The organism is Archangium primigenium, from assembly GCF_016904885.1.
GTDB lineage: Bacteria > Myxococcota > Myxococcia > Myxococcales > Myxococcaceae > Cystobacter > Cystobacter primigenius.
This window is the reverse complement of the sequence record NZ_JADWYI010000001.1, coordinates 3,637,944-3,654,618: the sequence shown is the minus strand read 5'-3', so window position 1 is coordinate 3,654,618 and position 16,675 is coordinate 3,637,944. Positions and strand designations below refer to the sequence as shown.

The following is a 16,675-nucleotide window of genomic DNA, read 5'->3' as shown; positions in this document are numbered from 1 at the left end:
CTACCCCGGAGGCCAGCCCAGGGGCCGTCCGCCGAGCACGTGCAGGTGGATGTGGAACACGGTCTGCCCCGCGTCGGCGTGCGTGTTCATCGCCACCCGGTAGCCCGTGTCGGCGAAGCCCCGCTCGCGCGCGATCTTCGCGGCGGCGATGAACAGGTGGCCCACCATGGAGGTGTCCTCCGGGGTGATGTCGTTCACCGTGGGGATGTGCTTGTTCGGAATGACGAGCACGTGGGTGGGGGCCTGGGGGTTGATGTCCTGGAAGGCCAGGCAGTGCTCGTCCCGGTGGACGATCTTGGCGGGGATGAGCCCATCGCGAATCTTGCAGAAGAGGCAGTCGGACATGCGCGCCAACCTAGCATGACGCGCCGGGGGACGGGGGTCTCCGCCCCGCCCTCCGCCCGGGCTACTTCTTCTGGCTGGACTGTGCCAACAGGAGCAATTCGAAGGAGGCCTTCTTCTTGTAGTACGGCGTCGTCTCCAGGAGCGCTTGCCGGAGTCGAGACTCGAACTGGCAGGACTTCAGGTACTTCGTCGCCTCGAAGTCCAACAGGAATTGATCCTCGTTCATGTCCGGGTCCGCGAGCGTGCGATGCAGGGACTCACAGACGCGGCGGATGGCCGACTCCCGGTTGGCGGTGTACAGCTGGTCGAAGGACCCGTCCTCCAACAGCGCGTCGACGAGGACATGCGGGGGGAGCCTGCCCGACAAGGGCAGCCCCGCGATGAGCTGACAGAGCACCGCGAGCCTGTACCCGCGTTGACCGGAGACCGGGGGCATGGCGTGAGACCAGGAGGACTCCACGTGGGAGACGATGTGCTCCACGAGGACGGGCTTGAACCCCTTGTGCGCCACGGACTGGCGGCCCTTGTCCATCAAGCGCCAGAACATCTCCCGGTATTGGCTGGGAATCTCCGTCACCGACTTCCGGGCGACGAAGGAACACGTCACGTGGCTCATCCGGGCGAAGAGCACATTGGGCTTGCCATGGCTCAACAAGACCTTGTCAATCCAGACATCTTGTGAGCCCGCGATCCACGGCGTGGACGACCAGGGGAGGACGAATTCCTTTCCCGGGTAATAATAGACGCCGCCCATGTTCGAGACCGGGTCCGCCCCGTTGGCGCAAAAGTAGAAGTGGTCGTAGTTCGCCGTCCACTCGGACGGAGGGAGCTTGCTCGGACTCGGGGGCGAGAAGAAGTAGCCGTACAGCTTGTCGATCTCCACCCACTTCTTCTCCAGCGCGGTCCGGCAGACGATCTGCGCGCCCCCCGCGCCCAGGCTGTGACCCGTGACGACCACCTGGCGGCCTTCCTTGGCGGCGTGCAGAAAGGCCTTCTCAAGCCACCTGGCGGAGTCGGCATCCTCGACGAAGCCAATACCAATCTCCTTGTCCGCGTCCGAGAACGCGCCACTGGGGCGCAGCGACAACTTGCGATCCTTGCTCTTGCCGGCCGAGGACGTCCCCGTCATCATCAAGAGCGTTCGGATGGGTTTGGGATTCTTGAGCAGGTAGACCTTCCAAGAAGCTCCGCCAGGGGTCGGCGCGACACCCGAGGTCGACTCCGCGAGCACTTGCTGGACCAGGTCCGGACAATGGACGGTCTCGACCTCGAAGGTCACCGGGTAGAGGGCTCCGCCGGCCTTCATCTCGACGGAGAACTTCCACCCCACCTCCAGCTTGAGATAGGCCGCGAAGACCGCGATCATCTCATGGACGAGCACGTCATCCACGAGGATGCCCGACCGATGGAGCTCCGCGAAGAACTCAGGCAAGGCCTGCTCGATGAACGCCTTGTTGGCGGACATGTCCTCGCTGTTCTTGGCATCGGCGAACGCCTGCTTCAATCGCGTGTAGGCCGTCAGGGCCCTCCGATTGAGCTTTCCCGGGAGGTTCTCGTCCTCGTCCTCGTCGTCATCGTCCCTCGAGACGAAAGGAATGGGCTGGATGCTCTTGGGCAGCTTGTACTGGTTGAAGACTTCCTTGTTGAACTTCTCCTTTTTCCAGGACTCCTCCTTGTCCTTCGAGTTGAACCCCTCCTTCTCCCCCCCCTCGCCGCGTCCGCCCCCCCCTCCCGCTTGCGTGGAGAAGAGCTGCGCCTTGTGCGAAACCACGCCAGACAGAGTGAAAGAGCTTTCCAGGAGATGGCTGCTCTTCAAGGAGCTGCTCACAAGGGAGAAGAGTTTGTCGGGGCGCCTGAGCATGAATGAATTCTAGGAATCCCAAGAGAAATCACAATGACTCCACGAGTTGGAGTAAGAGGCTGAACCCACCCATGACAGACATCCAGTTCGAGGAACTCTCACCCCAGGCCGCGCGGGGGTTCGTGTCGGCCCGGGGATTGGTGGCGTGTGAGTGGTTTCAAGCCGAGCGCTTCGTGGGCTGTCGCGAGCGCGGTGAGCCGCGCGCGGTGCTGGGCCTGGGCCCCGTGCTCGCGCTCCGGTACGACTCGATCCCGAGCGCCGAGGCACTGCTCGCGCTCGTCCCCGAGGCCGCGCCCCACTGGCGGGAGCTGCGCTGCGCGGGAGACGAGCCGCCCCGGTTCCTGGAGCACTGGAGCCCGCCCTCGGCCTCGTTCTCCCGCGTCCACCGCCTCATCGCCTCCCGGCTGGCGCCTCCCGCGCGGGTGCTCGAGGCGACGGTCTCACGGCGCGCGCGGCGGGAGGATCTTCCGCGGCTGCTGGAGCTGAACCTGAGCGCCGCGGTCGAGCGCCTGGGGACGGAGGCGACCCGACTCCCGGCGGCCGCGTTCCAAGCGGACGTGCTCGCGTCCATCGAGCGGGGCGAGGAGCACGTGATGGAACACGCGGGGCGGCTGGTATTCATCGCCACCGCGCTGGAGGCGGCCCCGGACCTGGGGCTGGTGGAGAACGTCTTCACGGATCCCGCCGCGCGGGGCCAGGGCCTGGGGGCCTGGGGGCTTCATCGGCTCTGCGAGGCCCTGCTCCAGCGCTGGCCCCGGCTGCTCGTGGAGGTGGAGGACGAGAACTCCCGCGCCGCGCGGCTCTACCAACACCTGGGCTTCACACACGCCGAGACGCTCTGGTGCGTCCACCGTCCGCCCGAGGCGTCCGGGGACACCGGCGCGTGAGGCGCCGCGGGTTCAGGAGCCCGTGGTCTCCAGGGACGGCGCCTCGGAGGGCGCGGGCAGACAGCCCAGGCCCCACGGCTGTCCCGCGCGCCAGGCCACCTGTCCGGACGTGCCCCACCCGGCGCTGACCACCTCGCGCCCGCGGACCTCCATCCAGAACACCGCCTCCTCGGGCTTCGCCGCCTGGTCCAGGCACGCCACGCGCGAGGGCTGCCGGCCCCCATTGCCCAGCGTCACCGCGAAGGCGCGGTGCGAGTGCCCGCACAGCACCCACTTGGGATGGACCGTCTCCACCAGTCGGCGGGTGATGGGGTTGCCAATCCAGTACGACGGCAGCGTCCGGCCGGGCGGGGGCACCTCGCGCTCCTGGGCCCGCTGGGGCAGGCCCCGGGGCCACTCGTGCACGAGCAGCACATCCACGTCCCGCAGGGCCTGGACCTTGTCCACCTCGCTCGCGCGGAAGTAGCCCGCCTGCTTCGCCGTATCCAACGAGCGGGGCCGTTTGAGGGGCTGCTCGTAGAAGCGCGGCGCGTGGATACCCGAAAGGTAGGCCACCCGCAGACCGCCCAGCTCCTTGAGCCCCGCACGTCCCAGGTAATGCACATTGGGGGCGAGCGAGAAACCGTCGGGGGCGTCGTGCAGGGCCTCGAAGTCCTCGTTGTTGCCCCCGATGAAGTACAGGGGCCGCTTCATGCTGCGCACGCCGTCGGCGTAGCCGGCGAACTCCGCGGGCATTCCCCGCTTGGCCGCCTTGCGCCGGTGGTCGTCCGCCAGGAGGAAGGCCTCCACGTCGCCCACGGCGAGGGCCAAGTCCACCGGACGGTCCAGCGCCTGCTCCAGGGCATCCAGCCAGGCTTCCACACGGTGGAAGCGGCCATGGATGTCCCCCACGCCGGCGATCAATCTTGAGTCCGGAGCGAGCGGAACCATCGTGCGCTCCACCCTGCCCCGCTCCACGCGCCCTGTCGAGTGGGAACCTCACGCGTTGTGTCAAATAGGCGAAGCCCTATCGCCCGCCGGGCGGCCCACCAGCCAGGTGACCCCCGGAAGCGTGCGTGAAACCCCCGGCGCACGGGGCCATCCAACCTCCTGGAATCCCCCCGGCGCGCCCACAAACCACCCACTGCGCGCCCTTTCAGTGTTACATCCGCGCGCCTATGTCCGAGCCCGATACCCTCTCCATCCGTGGAGCCAAGGAGCACAACCTCAAGAACATCTCCCTGGATATCCCCAAGAAGAAGCTGGTGGTGTTCACCGGCGTCTCGGGATCCGGGAAGAGTTCGCTCGCGTTCGATACCCTCTATGCCGAGGGTCAGCGCCGCTACGTGGAGAGCCTGTCCGCGTATGCCCGGCAGTTCCTCGGCCAGATGGAGAAGCCCCGCTACGACACCATCCGGGGCCTGTCCCCCACCATCTCCATCGAGCAGAAGGCGGCCAGCAACAACCCCCGCTCCACCGTGGGCACCGTCACCGAGGTGCACGACTACCTGCGCGTGCTCTTCGCCTCGGTGGGCGTCCAGCACTGCCCCCAGTGCGGCAAGCCCGTGGGCAAGCAGAGCGCCCAGCAGATCGTCGACACGCTGATGGCCCGGCCCGCGGGCAGCAAGGCCATGGTGCTCGCGCCCGTGGTGAGCAACCGCAAGGGCGAGCACAAGGACATCCTCACCGAGGCGCTCAAGCGCGGCTTCTCGCGCGCGCGCATCGACGGCAAGGTCAAGAGCCTGGAGGAGAAGATCGAGCTGGACAAGAAGTCCAAGCACGACATCGCGCTCGTCATCGACCGGGTGAGCATCAAGCCCGAGGGCAAGCAGCGGCTGACGGACTCGGTGGAGACGGCGCTGCGCGAGGGCAAGGGCATGCTCATCGTCACCGACGAGGCGGGCAGCCCCGCGAGTGATCAGATCATGAGCGAGCTCAACGCGTGCCACGCCTGTGGTCTGTCCTTCGGCGAGCTCGCCCCCTCCTCGTTCTCCTTCAACAACCCGCTGGGCATGTGCCCGGACTGCAACGGCCTGGGCACCAAGGCGGAGATGGATCCGGAGCGGATCGTCCCGGACGGCTCGCGCAGCATCCGCGACGGCGCGGTGGAGCCCTGGGCCAGCGGCATGAACCGGGGCGAGGGCTGGACGGCGGACTTCGTGGACAGCCTGGCGCAGGCCTTCGAGTTCGATCTGGACACGCCCTACGCGAAGCTGCCCGCCAAGGTGAAGAAGCTCCTCATGTACGGGGTGGACGGCAAGTCGTTCACCGTGAAGTGGGGCGACGGCGGCACCTACGAGATGGAGTGGGAGGGCCTGGTCAACAAGCTGATGCGCAGCTTCAAGACGACCACGTCCGAGGCCGCGCGCGCCTACTACCAGAAGTTCTTCAGCGACAAGCCCTGCCCCACCTGCGGCGGCGCGCGGCTCAAGCCGGAGAGCCGCGCCGTCAAGGTGCGCGAGTGCTCCATCGTGGACCTGAGCCGCAAGACGATCGGCGACGCGCTCGGCTGGCTCAAGGACATCAAACTCTCCGAGACGGAGCGGAAGATCGCCACCGAGCTGCTCAAGGAGATCCGCAGCCGCCTGGGCTTCCTGGTGGACGTGGGGCTCAACTACCTCACCCTGGACCGCACCGCGTCCACGTTGTCCGGCGGCGAGAGCCAGCGCATCCGGCTCGCCTCGCAGATGGGCAGCGAGCTCACGGGCGTCATCTACATCCTCGACGAGCCGTCCATCGGCCTGCACCAGCGTGACAACGGCAAGCTGCTCGGCACGCTCAAGCGCCTGCGGGACCTGGGCAACTCCGTGGTCGTGGTGGAGCACGACGAGGAGACGATGGAGGAGGCGGACTACCTCGTGGACTTCGGTCCCGGCGCCGGGGAGCTGGGCGGGCAGATCGTGTCCCACGGCACCCCCGCCGAGGTGATGGACGACGAGAAGAGCGTCACGGGCGCCTACCTCTCGGGCCGCAGGGAGATCGAGGTGCCCGAGCGGCGCCGCGCCCCGGGCAAGGCCAAGGTGTCCATCCAGGGCGCCAAGGAGAACAACCTCAAGGACGTGTCGGTGGACATCCCGTTGGGGATCTTCGTGGCCGTCACCGGCGTGTCCGGCGCGGGCAAGTCCACGCTCATCAACGACATCCTCTACCCCGCCGCGGCGCGCGCCCTGTACGAGAGCCGCGAGGTGCCCGGCCGGCACAAGGCCATCACGGGGCTGGAGCACCTGGACAAGGTCATCGACATCGACCAGCGGCCCATCGGGCGCACGCCCCGCAGCAACCCGGCGACCTACACCAAGCTCTTCGACTCCATCCGCGAGGTGTTCGCGCTCACGACCGAGGCGCGGACCTTCGGCTACACGGCCGGCCGCTTCTCCTTCAACATCAAGGGCGGACGCTGCGAGGCGTGCGAGGGCGATGGCGTGAAGCTCGTGGAGATGCACTTCCTCGCGGACGTGTACGTGCCGTGCGAGGTGTGCGGGGGCAAGCGCTTCAACGAGGCCACCCTGCGCGTGCGCTACAAGGGCAAGAACATCGCCGAGGTGCTCGACATGAGCGTGCGCGAGGCGGCGCAGGTGTTCGCCGCGCACAAGGACATCATGCGCGTGCTCCAGACGCTGGAGGACGTGGGGCTCGGCTACATCCGCCTGGGCCAGAGCTCGCCCACCCTCTCCGGTGGCGAGGCCCAGCGCATCAAGCTGGCGCGCGAGCTGGCGCGCGTGGCCACCGGCCGCACGCTCTACATCCTCGACGAGCCCACCACGGGCCTGCACTTCGAGGACATCCGCAAGCTGCTCCAGGTGCTCAACCGGCTGGTGGAGGCGGGCAACACCGTGCTCGTCATCGAGCACAACCTGGACGTCATCAAGAGCGCGGACTGGGTCATCGACATGGGGCCCGAGGGCGGCGCGGGCGGTGGCCAGCTGCTCGCCGTGGGCACGCCGGAGCAGGTGGCGAAGGTGAAGGAGAGCCACACCGGGCGCTACCTCCATCAGGTGCTCACCAAGAAGCGCCGGCACCGCGTGGGCGTGCGCCTGGAGGAGTCCCCCTCTCCGGCGGCCTAGCCGGAAGCCAACAGCGCCGGAAACGATTCCTGTCCCGGCGCGGACTTTCTGGCCATGCTCGCGGTGGCCCCCATGACCCTGGATCCCCACCGCGAGTACTGTCGGCGTCAGCACCGCCTCCTGGCCCACCACCTGAGCATCGAGGCGTGGTGCGCGGGCGATGACTGCATCCTCCTGGAGCGCGGCCACCTGCAGGAGTTCCTGAAGCTCGAGCGCTTCAAGAGCTCCCGGGTCCAGTGGCTCCTGGAGGACATCCGGCCCTGGTTCAAGCACACGGAGCCGGTCTACGCCGGCCCCGAGGGCGACCTGGCCTCGCTCGAGGCGCTGTACCTGTCGCGCGTGCCCATCGCCCGGAAGTTCCTCATCCGGCCGGATCCGCTCAACGCCGAGGAGCTGATCACCTGGCTGCGCGGCAACGGACTGCGCATCAGCCTCCTGCACGACATCAGCGCCGTCATTCCGCCCTCCGAGGAGCAGATCGTCACCCGGCTCGCGCTGCTGGCCTCGGGCCTCGCGGAGCCCTAGTCCTAGGTCGGCGAGCCGCACGGCACCGCGGCGATCCGGCGGGTGCCGAAGGCCTGCCAGTTGCCGAAGCCCCCGCTGGGCGCCACCTGCACGCGCTCGCGGAGGCTCCCGTCCGGGGCGACGAGGAACACGTGCAGCAGGCCCCCGGCGTCCAGGATGGCGCTGGGCGCGGACGCGATGGGCCCGTCGGCGAAGACCTCGGGCGCGTGCCAGACGCCATCCGTGGTGTTGTTCTGCCACCGGTGCGCGAGCTGGGTGCCGCCCGGCAGGACGTGGAAGGACTCGAGCCGTCCGTCCTTGCTCGCCACCACCGTGGGCGGGCTGTCCGCCCAGGACGCGAACTGGGACCAGCTCCCCCACCCGCCCGAGGGCTTCGTCTGCGGCAGCATGTGCACCCCCACGCCCACCGGCGCCAGGGAGAACAGCTCGAGGATGCCCCGGGGATCCCTCGCGAGCGTGGGCGTGGTGCCCAGGGGCCCGCCCAGGGTGGTGTCCCAGGCGCTCCAGGAGCCGTTGGGCGTGTTCTGCCAGCGGTGGGCGAGACAGGCATTGGCGGGACCCGGCACGAAGACCTCCAGCCGGCCATCCGCGTGGGTGCCCACGACGGGCAGCGCGCCCGCGGCGCCTCCGAACTGCTCCCAGGCGCTCCAATCGCTGGCGGCCGCGTTGGCGCGGTTCTGCCACCGATGTGTGATGTAGGCGCCTCCGGGCCCGAGCACGAAAACCTCCAGCCGGCCGTCCAGGTTGCGGCCCACCACGGGGGCCGCGCCCGCCGCTCCTCCGAAGGAGGCCCAGGCGTCCCAGGTGCCATCCGCGCGCTGGATGCGGCGCGAGAGCGTCGTGTCCGCGTTGATCGCGAAGACCTCCAACCGGCCATCCAGGTTGCGGGCCACGGAGGGCACCGCCGCCGCGGGCTCACCGAAGACCTCCCACTCCCCCCAGGCATTGGTGGCGGGATGGGTCTGGGCGCGCCGCAGGATGCGGCGGTCCGAGGGATCGAGCGCGAAGAGCTGCAACCGGCCCGTCACGTCGAGCGCCACCTCGGGATTGCGCGGGCCATGCCAGACGGGCGGCGAGCCCTGCCAGCGCAGGGGCGCCAGGTAGACGCCCCGGGAGAAGGAGCCCGCCGAGGAGATCCACCACGCGCCCGCGTCCTGGATGACCTCGGCCGCGTGCGCCGGCACATGACCGGCGTAGTTGCCGAGCGGGAAGGACATCGGATCCAGGCTCGCGTAGACATCCGTGCCCGTGTAGCCATTGCGCGGCCCGATGAAGAGGTACCACCAGTCGCCCCGCTGCACGACGAAGGGAGACTCGGTCACCGAGGGAGAGTTGCTCTCCTTGCTGGGATCCGTGAACACCGTCCGCGCCGCGCTCCAGTTCACCAGGTTGGTGCTCGTCCGGCACGAGACGATGTGCGCGCCGCCCACGGCCGCGACCTCGCAGTAATACATGACCCACTGGGTGCCGATCCGGACGACAGCGGTGTCACGCGCCCGGATGCCCCGGAACAGCGGCCCCGCGGCGTGGCGCTTCCACGTGTAGAGGTCCGTGGAGGTCGCCAGGTTGATGGCGCAGCCGCTGGTGCCGCCCGCCGAGTAGAACATGTAGTAGGTGCCGCCGCTCTCCACGACGTGCGGCGCCCACAAGTGCTCCTCGCTGAAGTACTGGGGGTCCAGCACGAGCGCGTCCGTCGTGGAGGTCCACGGTCCGCTCAGGCTCGGCGCGGTGGCATGGGCGAAGCGGATCTCCTTGTTCCCGTCCGGGAACTGGCCCGGCACCGCCGAGTCCCCGGTAATGCCATACAGGTGCCAGCGGCCATCCTTGCCCCGGATGAAGCAATGGTCGTTGATGTAGCGGCCCCGCGTGACCCCCGGCGTGGGATCGTAGAGGTGCTGGAAGGCCCCGGCCCCCACCCACTCCCGCGCCGTCGCGGCCCGCGCCGTGGGCAGCAGCCAGTCCGGCGCGGCGGTGGCCGTGACCGCCGCGGCCCCCGCGATCAGCACTCGCCGACGGTCCAACCCTCCCGTGATGCCCTTGTCCTCGTGCTCGCCCATGACACGCTCCGTGAGGGGTTTTCCCCGTTAAAACGGTCTCACGAGTCTACATCCCAGCCCAGACGGACCCCCACGAAGAAGGTGGCGGAGACGCCATAGCGCAGCCATTGGCGCTCCGCGTCAGTGAATGCGTGGGTGCCCCGGGTGAGGGTCAACTCCGGCGTGCCCCAGGAAGCGCGCACCCGGGCCTCGGTCCCCAGGAAGAAGCGCGGGGAGAGAAAGTATTTGCCGCCCAGCCCCAGGCCCAGGACCGGGCCTCGGCCCACGCCCTGGAAGCGATACTCGGGCGAGGTGACCGTGGTGTGGGGCTCCGTCACCCCTCCGAGGACGAAGGCGGACAGATCGGCCCGGTCGAACCCGCGTCCGCCCACCGTGAAGTGATAGCCCAGACGCCCCACCAGGGAGCGCTCCCAGCGCGAGGTGTCCCGCTCGGAGAGGGCATTGGGCACCCAGCACGCCAAGGCACACAGCTCGCCACTGAACGCCGCGCCCAGGGACAACGTGCCGGAGAAGAGTGGCAGCACCCCCACCTCCACGCCAACGCCCCCCTCGAGCGCGAGCAGCAACGCGACCGCGCCGTCGAGCCGGAGCTCCACCTGGCCCGGATGCAACCGAGGGGACGCGGGCTCCTGGGCCCAGGCCACGCCACTCCCCCCCAGACATCCCGCGAGCAGGAGGGATTCAAGGGCAAACGTCCTAGCGCTCATCTCGAGTCCTTCCGCGTGACACGAAGACCGCGAAGGGAGCGCAGAAGACCGTACCCACCGCCCAGAAGCAATCCACCCCGGTGACGGAACGGCACCCGATAAGGGGCCTTCGGGAGGGGGACGGACACACGCCCTCCCGGGTTCTGGGCAGGACCGGCGCCTCTGCTAGAAGCGCGGCCCATGAAGACCGAGGTCCTGATGTTGTCCTACGCCGGCTGTGACACCTGCAAGAAGGCCCTGCGGTGGCTCGAGCAGCAGGGCGTCACCGCCCGCGTGCGTCCCATCGTCGACGAGCCCCCGACCCCCGCCGAGCTCGCGCGGTGGGTGCCCCAGAGCGGCCTGCCCGTGCGCAAGTGGCTCAACTCCAGCGGGCAGAGCTTCCGGGCCCTGGGCAAGGAGAAGGTGGACGCCGCGACGGACGCCACGCTCCTCGAATGGCTCGCCGCCGACGGCAAGCTCGTCAAGCGGCCGGTGCTCGTGCACGGCGCGCGCGTGCTCGTCGGCTTCAAGCCCGAGGCCTACGCCGCGCTCTTCTCCGGCACGTGAGCGCCCGGACACGGGAGGAATGCCCCAGCGCCCCGGGCACAGGGCATTTCGCCCCGACATGTTCCGAAACACAGACGCGGGAATGAAGCCCCCGCTCGCGGCGCCCGAGGGAAGACAGTGCCTGGCCGCTGGGTGACGAGGCACTGGCGCCGACAGGCCCTCGACATGGCGCGCTCCATGCACACGGATTACCCAGAACGATGCACTGGGTATGGAGCCCGGTCCGAAAGGAGCCCCCCGTGTCCTCTCCCCTCACCTCCCGCCGTGCCGCGCGCGGCGTGTTGTTTCCGCTGATGATGGTCGCCGCCGCCTGCGGTCAGGCCGTGGGTTCCCCCGCGTCCACGTCCGCGCCGCCCGCCATGCGCAACGCGCCCGTGGCCGCGCCCGTCATCCCCTCCGTCACCGTGCCCACGCCCGGCTCGCTCGCCCCGCTGGTCGAGTCGGTCAAGGGCGCCGTCGTCAACGTCGAGGTGCAGGCCCGCGAGCCCGTGGCCGCCCAGAGCCGCCTCCGCCTGCCGCCCGGCTGGGCCGAGCAGTTCGGCCTCCCCGACAGGCCCCAGGGGGGCGAGCAGGGCCCCGTCCAGCAGGGCCTCGGCTCGGGCTTCCTCGTCGACGCCAAGGGCCTCGTGCTCACCAACAACCACGTGGTGGAGAACGCCGAGCGCGTGCGCGTGAAGCTCGATGATGGGCGCGCCTTCGAGGCCCAGGTGCTCGGCCGGGATCCGCTCACCGACGTGGCGGTCCTCCAGCTCGAGCACGCGCCGGACAACCTGCCCCACGTGGCGCTGGGCGACTCGGATGCGATGCGCGTGGGGGACTTCGTGCTCGCCATCGGCAACCCCTTCGGCCTCACGTCCAGCGTGAGCTCGGGCATCGTCTCGGCGCGCGCCCGGGACATCCACGCGGGGCCCTATGACGAGTTCCTCCAGACGGATGCCGCCATCAACCCGGGCAACTCGGGCGGCCCGCTGTTCAACCTCCAGGGCGAGGTCATCGGCATGAACACGGCCATCGTCCGGCAAGCCACGGGCATTGGCTTCGCGGTGCCCAGCAACCTCATCCACTCGCTGCTGCCCCGCCTGGAGAAGGACGGCGCCGTGCGCCGCGGCTGGCTGGGTCTGGCCGCGCAGGATCTCACGCCGGACCTGGCGCGCGCGCTGGGGCTGAACGTGGACAAGGGCGCCATCGTCGCCGACCTCAACGCCAACGGGCCGGGCGCTCGCGCGGGCCTGAAGGACGACGACGTCATCACCCAGGTGGAGGGCACGGCCATCGAGTCGGCCGGCGGGCTCACCCGCGCGGTGGGCCTGCTGCGGCCCGACAGCAAGGTCGCCGTCCACGTGCTGCGCGAGGGCAAGCCCATGGAGCTGGCGGTGACGCTCGGGACGCGGCCCGCGCAGAAGGGCGAGTCCGAGGTGCCCTCGCGCGACGAGGAGGGCACGCCCGCCAAGGGCCGGCTGGGCATGCGCCTGGCGGACGATCCCCAGGGCCAGGGCGTGCGCGTGGTGCAGGTGGAGCCGGGCAGCCCGGCGGACCGGGCGGAGCTGCCCCCGGGCACCCTGCTGCGCCAGGTGGGCGACCAGAAGGTGGCCACCTCCCAGGAGGCCGCCGCGGCCCTGCGCGCGGCGAAGCCCGGCAGCATGCTGCTGCTGCGCATCCAGCCGCCGGGCTCGGACGTCACCCTGCTGCGCGCCCTGCCCGTGCCGTCCTAGTTCCCCGCCCCCGCCTCGCGCCGCTCAGGGAATGGGCGGCGCGAGCGCGGGGGCGAGCAGTGCCTGCTTCGCGGCGTGGAGGGTGGTCCAGTCGTCCTGGAGCAGGCCGCCGGTGTCCCCGGAGTTGGGGTTGAGGGACCAGAAGGCGAAGCCCACGCGCTGCTCGGCCAGGTAGCGCGTGAGGGTCTGGAGCCAGAGCCGGTCCGACTCCGTCTGGAGCCTGGTGCCCAGCTCCCCCACCCAGACGGGCGCGCGGTTCTCCCGCACCAGGTAGCCCCAGGCGGCGTCCCAGACCGCGGGCAGGTTCGCCGGGTAGCCCGTGCGGCCCTTGTCCTGGAACCAGGCCTCCGCGGACACGCTCTCCGGGTAGTCGTGCGCCGAGTACACGAGGCGGCCTGGCACGCTCAGGCGCACCGGGAAGTCGCGTGCGCCGCGCAGGTTGCCGCCCCACCAGTAGTACTGGCCCGCGTACAGGCCAATGCCCTCCACGATGATGAGCAGCTCCGGGTTCTCCGCGAGGATGGCGTTACCGGCGCGCTCGGCCGCCAGGCGCCAGTCCGTGTCCAGGTTGCCGTCCCCCCAGGTGGCGCGGCCATGGGGCTCGTTGTGCAGGTCCACGCCCACCACCGTGGGCTCGCCCTTGTAGCGGCGCACCAGCCGCTTCCAGTCCTCGATCCAGGCCGCCTCCTCCGCGACGCGGTTCGTGCGGTACCAGAGTTCCGACTGGCTGGAGATGTCCGGGCGGTGTCGGTCGAGCACGATGCGCAGACCGCGCGCCTTGGCCGCCGCGACGATGCGATCCAACACCTGCAAGGACGTGAGCCCCCGCAGCTCCGGGTTGAGCGTGGCGCTCACGTTCGAGGTGTCGGGGTAGACGCCCTCGCGCAGCACGTCATTGCTGTAGGGCAGCCGCAGCATGTTGAAGCCCTGCGCCTTCACCTGATCCAACAGACTGCCCAGGGCCCGCCGGTCCAACCCATAGGGCACGCGCGAGGGCCCCTCGAACCCGAACCAGTTGAGCCCCGTGAGCCGCACCTCGCGGCCGTCCCGGGTGTGGAGCCGCGCGCCCTCGGTGTGCAGATAGCCGCTGGGGACCTCGGGCGCGGGGGGCGTCGGCGCCGTCGCGTACACCCCGTCCGCCGAGCACGTGGGCAGTACCACCCCGGGCACATAATCCACCGCGCACGTGACGAGCGTCCCCGTGGCGTGCACCAGGCGCAGCCGCACGCCCGTGCCCTTGAGGGACTGGAAGTGGGTCCAGACCCGCGTGTTCCACGAGGTGCGCTGCATCGCCTTCCACTCGCCACCGTTCACCGAGACGTCCACGCGCTCGGGCGCGGGTTGAGCCGTCACCCAGGCCTGCATCCACCAGTCGGTGCTGAGCGCATCGAGCGAGAGCGAGAGCGGCTCCTTCGAGGCGCGGGGCGCGGGGGCCTCCTCTCCGGACCCGCCGCACGCGGCCCCCCAAAGCAGCAATCCCAGACACATCCCGACAACCCGCATGCGCAAACCCCCGTGGGTGGGGCGCTCCGAGCGCCGGCGGTTCAATAGCCATGCACCGCGCGCCGCACACGTGGTCGGGCGTCCAACGCCGCCCATCAACGGCCAGGGCCGACCGCGAGGCAGTCCACCGTGAAGCAGCGGGCGGTTGTCTCGGAGGAAAAGGAGGGCGGAGCGGCCTGTCAGGCGGCGGTCGCCTCGGGTGGCCACGTGGCCCGCTCCGCGCCGTTCTGGGGCGCATCGGACCAGAAGCGCAGCCACTCGGCGCGCAGCGCCCGGGCATCCCGCCGTCCCAGGTCGATGAGCCGCTCGGCGAAGCCCCCATCGAAGAGCAGGTAGGAGGCGAGGTCCGCCGAGCGTGTGCCTTCCTGATCCACCATGCGCAGGATGGTCTTGTGGGCCAGGCCCTGGCCCTTGCTCCGAAAGCCCGGCGTGCGGACGTATTCCGCCGCCAGGACGCCCAGGTCCTCGGAGGGCCGCACCAGGAGTTCCCGCACGTAGCGCAGCGGATGGCCCCGGTGCCCGTCCAGCGCCGCGCCCAGGGTGCGCGCGAAGTCCACGCCGTACGCCGCCGTGCCCGCCTCGACCAGGGCGTTGATCCGCCGCAGCCGACCCAGGTCCTGATCCGTGCGGTCCATCATCAACGTGGCGAGCATCTTGCCCGCGAGCATGGGCGCGTTGGCGAAGGCCTGGGGCGGCACCTCCACGGGAGGCAGGAGCCGGGGATCATGCCGCAGGGACACGACGATCACCCGCTGGGCGCCCAGCCGCAGCGCGGGGCTGAGCGGCACGTTCATGCGCAGGCCTCCGTCCACGTGCAGATCCCCGCGCAGGCGCACCGCCGGGAAGACGACGGGAATGGCGGCCGACGCCAGCGCGTGCGTGGGGCCGATGCGCGTCGCCTCGGCCTGACAGGTGGCGTCCCCGCTCCACACGGGCACGCCGCCGCCGCGCCGCTGGATGAACACCGTGGCCCGGCCACTGCCCACGTGCGTGGTGCTCACCGCGAGCGCCTCGACCTGGCCCGCGCGCACGTTGCGGCCGATGTTCGGCCAGGGAATGCCCCGGCCCACGATGGCGCGCAGGCCGCGGGGATCCACCAGGCCGCCGTACTGGATGTCCCGGGGATGGGGCGCGGGCTTGCCGAGGGCCTCGCGCACGACCCGCACGAAGTCCCCCATGCCCACGCGCAGCACCTCCTCCACCTTCATGCCCGTCCAGTGCGCCCGGATGCCCTCGCCCTGCAGGTGGGGCCGCTCGCTCGTCGCCGCGAGGTAGCACGCGTGCAGCGCGCCCACCGACGTGCCCACGAGGATGTCCAACGGCAGCGGCCGGCCCAGCTCGGGCTCCAGTTCCTCGCGCAGGTAGGCCACCACTCCGGCCTCGTACGCTCCGCGCGCCCCGCCTCCACCCAACACCAGCGCCGTCTTCAGCCCGGTTCGCATGCACCTGTCCTCCAGGCCCGAGTCTACCGTTCCGGACAAAGGGTCGCCCGCCCTCCGTCCAAGGGAAGCATCGAGGGGGTGGACTGGTTAGGTTCAAAAGATGCGCTGGGCGCTCCTCATCCCGCCCGCCGCCATGGAGTGGAACCATGTGGAAACAGACAGGACTGGTTCTGGCGATCACCCTGGTGGGGCTCGGTCCGGGCTCCGCCGAGGCCCGTTTCGGCAAGCGCTCCAGTCCGCCCCCCTCATCGAATCCGGGCTCGTCGCCGGGAGGCCGCCCCTCGCCCTCTCCGGGCCATGGCGCGGGCACGCCCCGGCCGCGTCCCGCGCCCTCCGGGGGGTACTACGCCCCCGGGTACTTCTCCCCGTACGGGTATTACGGAAATCCCTGGCACCGGTACTCCTACTTCGACCCGGCGTGGGCCTGGCCGTTCATGGGCCCGTACGTGCCGAGTTATGGCCGTTACTACCGGTACAGCCAGCCCCCGCCGCGCCCCGTGCTGGGCGTGGAGGATGCCGCCGCCCAGCCCTTCACCACGTCCTTCCAGGCGGACGGCGCGGCCGTCACGGAGGGCTACGCGGTGGGCCTCGGCATGCAGACGGATGGCGAGCGCTTCGGCTTCGGCATCGACCTGAACCTGTTCAACCTCGCCACGGATGACGGGACGGGGGGCCGCGACTCCATCTCGCTCCTGTCGGTGGCGCCGAGCTACCTCGTGGTGAAGCAGCCGCGGGTGACGTGGCGGGTGTCGGCGGGCCTGGATGCCGCCTTCGCGCCGAGCGTCACCATGGCGGGCCCGGGGTTCGGCACCAATGCCCGGTTGGGGCTGCTCGGGCCGCTCAAGCTGGAGGCCAACGCCCACCTGACGCCCCTGCCCTACATCCAGGTGCGCGGGGACGCGGGCCTCGCCCTGGACCTGGGACACGTGCGGCTGCGCGCGGGCTACCGCGCCACCTACCTGGATGATCAAGGCGTGGTGGACGGCGTGCGCAACGTGGACCTCTTCCGGGGCCCCTTCGCCGGGTTCTCGTTGGTGCTCTGAGGAG

Annotated in this window: 13 protein-coding genes; 6 read left to right on the top strand and 7 right to left on the bottom strand. The window is 70.2% G+C overall.

Annotation, left to right across the window (positions count from 1 at the left end):
• Both I3V78_RS15185 and I3V78_RS15180 read right to left on the bottom strand, forming a co-directional pair.
• Entirely contained in the window at window positions 1-345 is a 345-nt protein-coding gene (locus I3V78_RS15185) for a histidine triad nucleotide-binding protein (RefSeq protein WP_204488551.1), read from the bottom strand.
• Between the two features lie 61 nt (window positions 346-406).
• Window positions 407-2,116, bottom strand: a complete 1,710-nt coding sequence (locus I3V78_RS15180) for a hypothetical protein (RefSeq protein ID WP_204488549.1) — start codon at window positions 2,114-2,116, stop codon at window positions 407-409.
• A 161-nt stretch (window positions 2,117-2,277) separates the two neighbouring features.
• Here I3V78_RS15180 and I3V78_RS15175 point away from each other — a divergent pair, with 161 nt between their 5' ends.
• Window positions 2,278-3,093, top strand: coding sequence for a GNAT family N-acetyltransferase (locus I3V78_RS15175; RefSeq protein WP_204488547.1), 816 nt, complete (start codon window positions 2,278-2,280; stop codon window positions 3,091-3,093).
• A 12-nt stretch (window positions 3,094-3,105) separates the two neighbouring features.
• On the opposite strand, the gene I3V78_RS15170 is transcribed toward I3V78_RS15175, so the two are convergent.
• Window positions 3,106-4,023, bottom strand: a complete 918-nt coding sequence (locus tag I3V78_RS15170) for a metallophosphoesterase family protein (protein ID WP_204488545.1) — start codon at window positions 4,021-4,023, stop codon at window positions 3,106-3,108.
• 227 nt (window positions 4,024-4,250) lie between these two features.
• Between I3V78_RS15170 and uvrA the strand changes: the two genes are divergently transcribed.
• Together uvrA and I3V78_RS15160 are read left to right on the top strand one after the other, a co-directional pair.
• The gene (uvrA, locus tag I3V78_RS15165) at window positions 4,251-7,136 is read left to right on the top strand and encodes an excinuclease ABC subunit UvrA (RefSeq protein WP_204488543.1); all 2,886 of its coding nucleotides are present in this window, start codon (window positions 4,251-4,253) and stop codon (window positions 7,134-7,136) included.
• A 54-nt stretch (window positions 7,137-7,190) separates the two neighbouring features.
• Window positions 7,191-7,661 carry a hypothetical protein gene (locus tag I3V78_RS15160; protein WP_204488541.1) on the top strand — a complete coding sequence of 157 codons (471 nt, stop codon included), beginning with the start codon at window positions 7,191-7,193 and terminating at the stop codon, window positions 7,659-7,661.
• Between the two features lie 2 nt (window positions 7,662-7,663).
• Here the strand turns inward: I3V78_RS15160 and I3V78_RS15155 are convergent, their stop codons facing one another.
• Complete coding sequence (locus tag I3V78_RS15155; protein WP_204488539.1) at window positions 7,664-9,718, bottom strand: DUF8189 domain-containing protein; 2,055 nt, start codon at window positions 9,716-9,718, stop codon at window positions 7,664-7,666.
• A gap of 38 nt (window positions 9,719-9,756) precedes the next feature.
• Window positions 9,757-10,362 carry a hypothetical protein gene (locus I3V78_RS15150; protein WP_204488531.1) on the bottom strand — a complete coding sequence of 202 codons (606 nt, stop codon included), beginning with the start codon at window positions 10,360-10,362 and terminating at the stop codon, window positions 9,757-9,759.
• A 243-nt stretch (window positions 10,363-10,605) separates the two neighbouring features.
• Here I3V78_RS15150 and I3V78_RS15145 point away from each other — a divergent pair, with 243 nt between their 5' ends.
• Together I3V78_RS15145 and I3V78_RS15140 are read left to right on the top strand one after the other, a co-directional pair.
• A complete protein-coding gene (locus I3V78_RS15145) occupies window positions 10,606-10,971 on the top strand; it encodes a Spx/MgsR family RNA polymerase-binding regulatory protein (RefSeq protein ID WP_204488529.1) in 366 nt (121 codons plus the stop codon).
• Window positions 10,972-11,210: 239 nt separating this feature from the next.
• Window positions 11,211-12,683 (top strand): Do family serine endopeptidase, encoded by a 1,473-nt coding sequence (locus tag I3V78_RS15140; RefSeq protein ID WP_338023587.1) that lies wholly within the window; start codon window positions 11,211-11,213, stop codon window positions 12,681-12,683.
• Between the two features lie 24 nt (window positions 12,684-12,707).
• Here I3V78_RS15140 and I3V78_RS15135 read toward each other — a convergent pair whose 3' ends face one another.
• Both I3V78_RS15135 and I3V78_RS15130 read right to left on the bottom strand, forming a co-directional pair.
• Complete coding sequence (locus I3V78_RS15135; protein WP_204488521.1) at window positions 12,708-14,159, bottom strand: glycoside hydrolase family 5 protein; 1,452 nt, start codon at window positions 14,157-14,159, stop codon at window positions 12,708-12,710.
• Between the two features lie 206 nt (window positions 14,160-14,365).
• Window positions 14,366-15,628 carry a patatin-like phospholipase family protein gene (locus I3V78_RS15130; protein WP_204488519.1) on the bottom strand — a complete coding sequence of 421 codons (1,263 nt, stop codon included), beginning with the start codon at window positions 15,626-15,628 and terminating at the stop codon, window positions 14,366-14,368.
• 146 nt (window positions 15,629-15,774) lie between these two features.
• Here I3V78_RS15130 and I3V78_RS15125 point away from each other — a divergent pair, with 146 nt between their 5' ends.
• Window positions 15,775-16,671 (top strand): hypothetical protein, encoded by an 897-nt coding sequence (locus I3V78_RS15125; RefSeq protein WP_204488517.1) that lies wholly within the window; start codon window positions 15,775-15,777, stop codon window positions 16,669-16,671.
• The last annotated feature ends 4 nt before the right edge of the window (window positions 16,672-16,675 follow it).

Coding starts and splice junctions, on each gene's coding strand:
- I3V78_RS15155 (WP_204488539.1), bottom strand. CDS start 9,718: ATGGGCGAGCACGAGGACAAGGGCATCACGGGAGGGTTGGACCGTCGG.
- I3V78_RS15125 (WP_204488517.1), top strand. CDS start 15,775: ATGTGGAAACAGACAGGACTGGTTCTGGCGATCACCCTGGTGGGGCTC.
- I3V78_RS15170 (WP_204488545.1), bottom strand. CDS start 4,023: ATGGTTCCGCTCGCTCCGGACTCAAGATTGATCGCCGGCGTGGGGGAC.
- I3V78_RS15145 (WP_204488529.1), top strand. CDS start 10,606: ATGAAGACCGAGGTCCTGATGTTGTCCTACGCCGGCTGTGACACCTGC.
- uvrA (WP_204488543.1), top strand. CDS start 4,251: ATGTCCGAGCCCGATACCCTCTCCATCCGTGGAGCCAAGGAGCACAAC.
- I3V78_RS15175 (WP_204488547.1), top strand. CDS start 2,278: ATGACAGACATCCAGTTCGAGGAACTCTCACCCCAGGCCGCGCGGGGG.
- I3V78_RS15130 (WP_204488519.1), bottom strand. CDS start 15,628: ATGCGAACCGGGCTGAAGACGGCGCTGGTGTTGGGTGGAGGCGGGGCG.
- I3V78_RS15160 (WP_204488541.1), top strand. CDS start 7,191: ATGCTCGCGGTGGCCCCCATGACCCTGGATCCCCACCGCGAGTACTGT.
- I3V78_RS15185 (WP_204488551.1), bottom strand. CDS start 345: ATGTCCGACTGCCTCTTCTGCAAGATTCGCGATGGGCTCATCCCCGCC.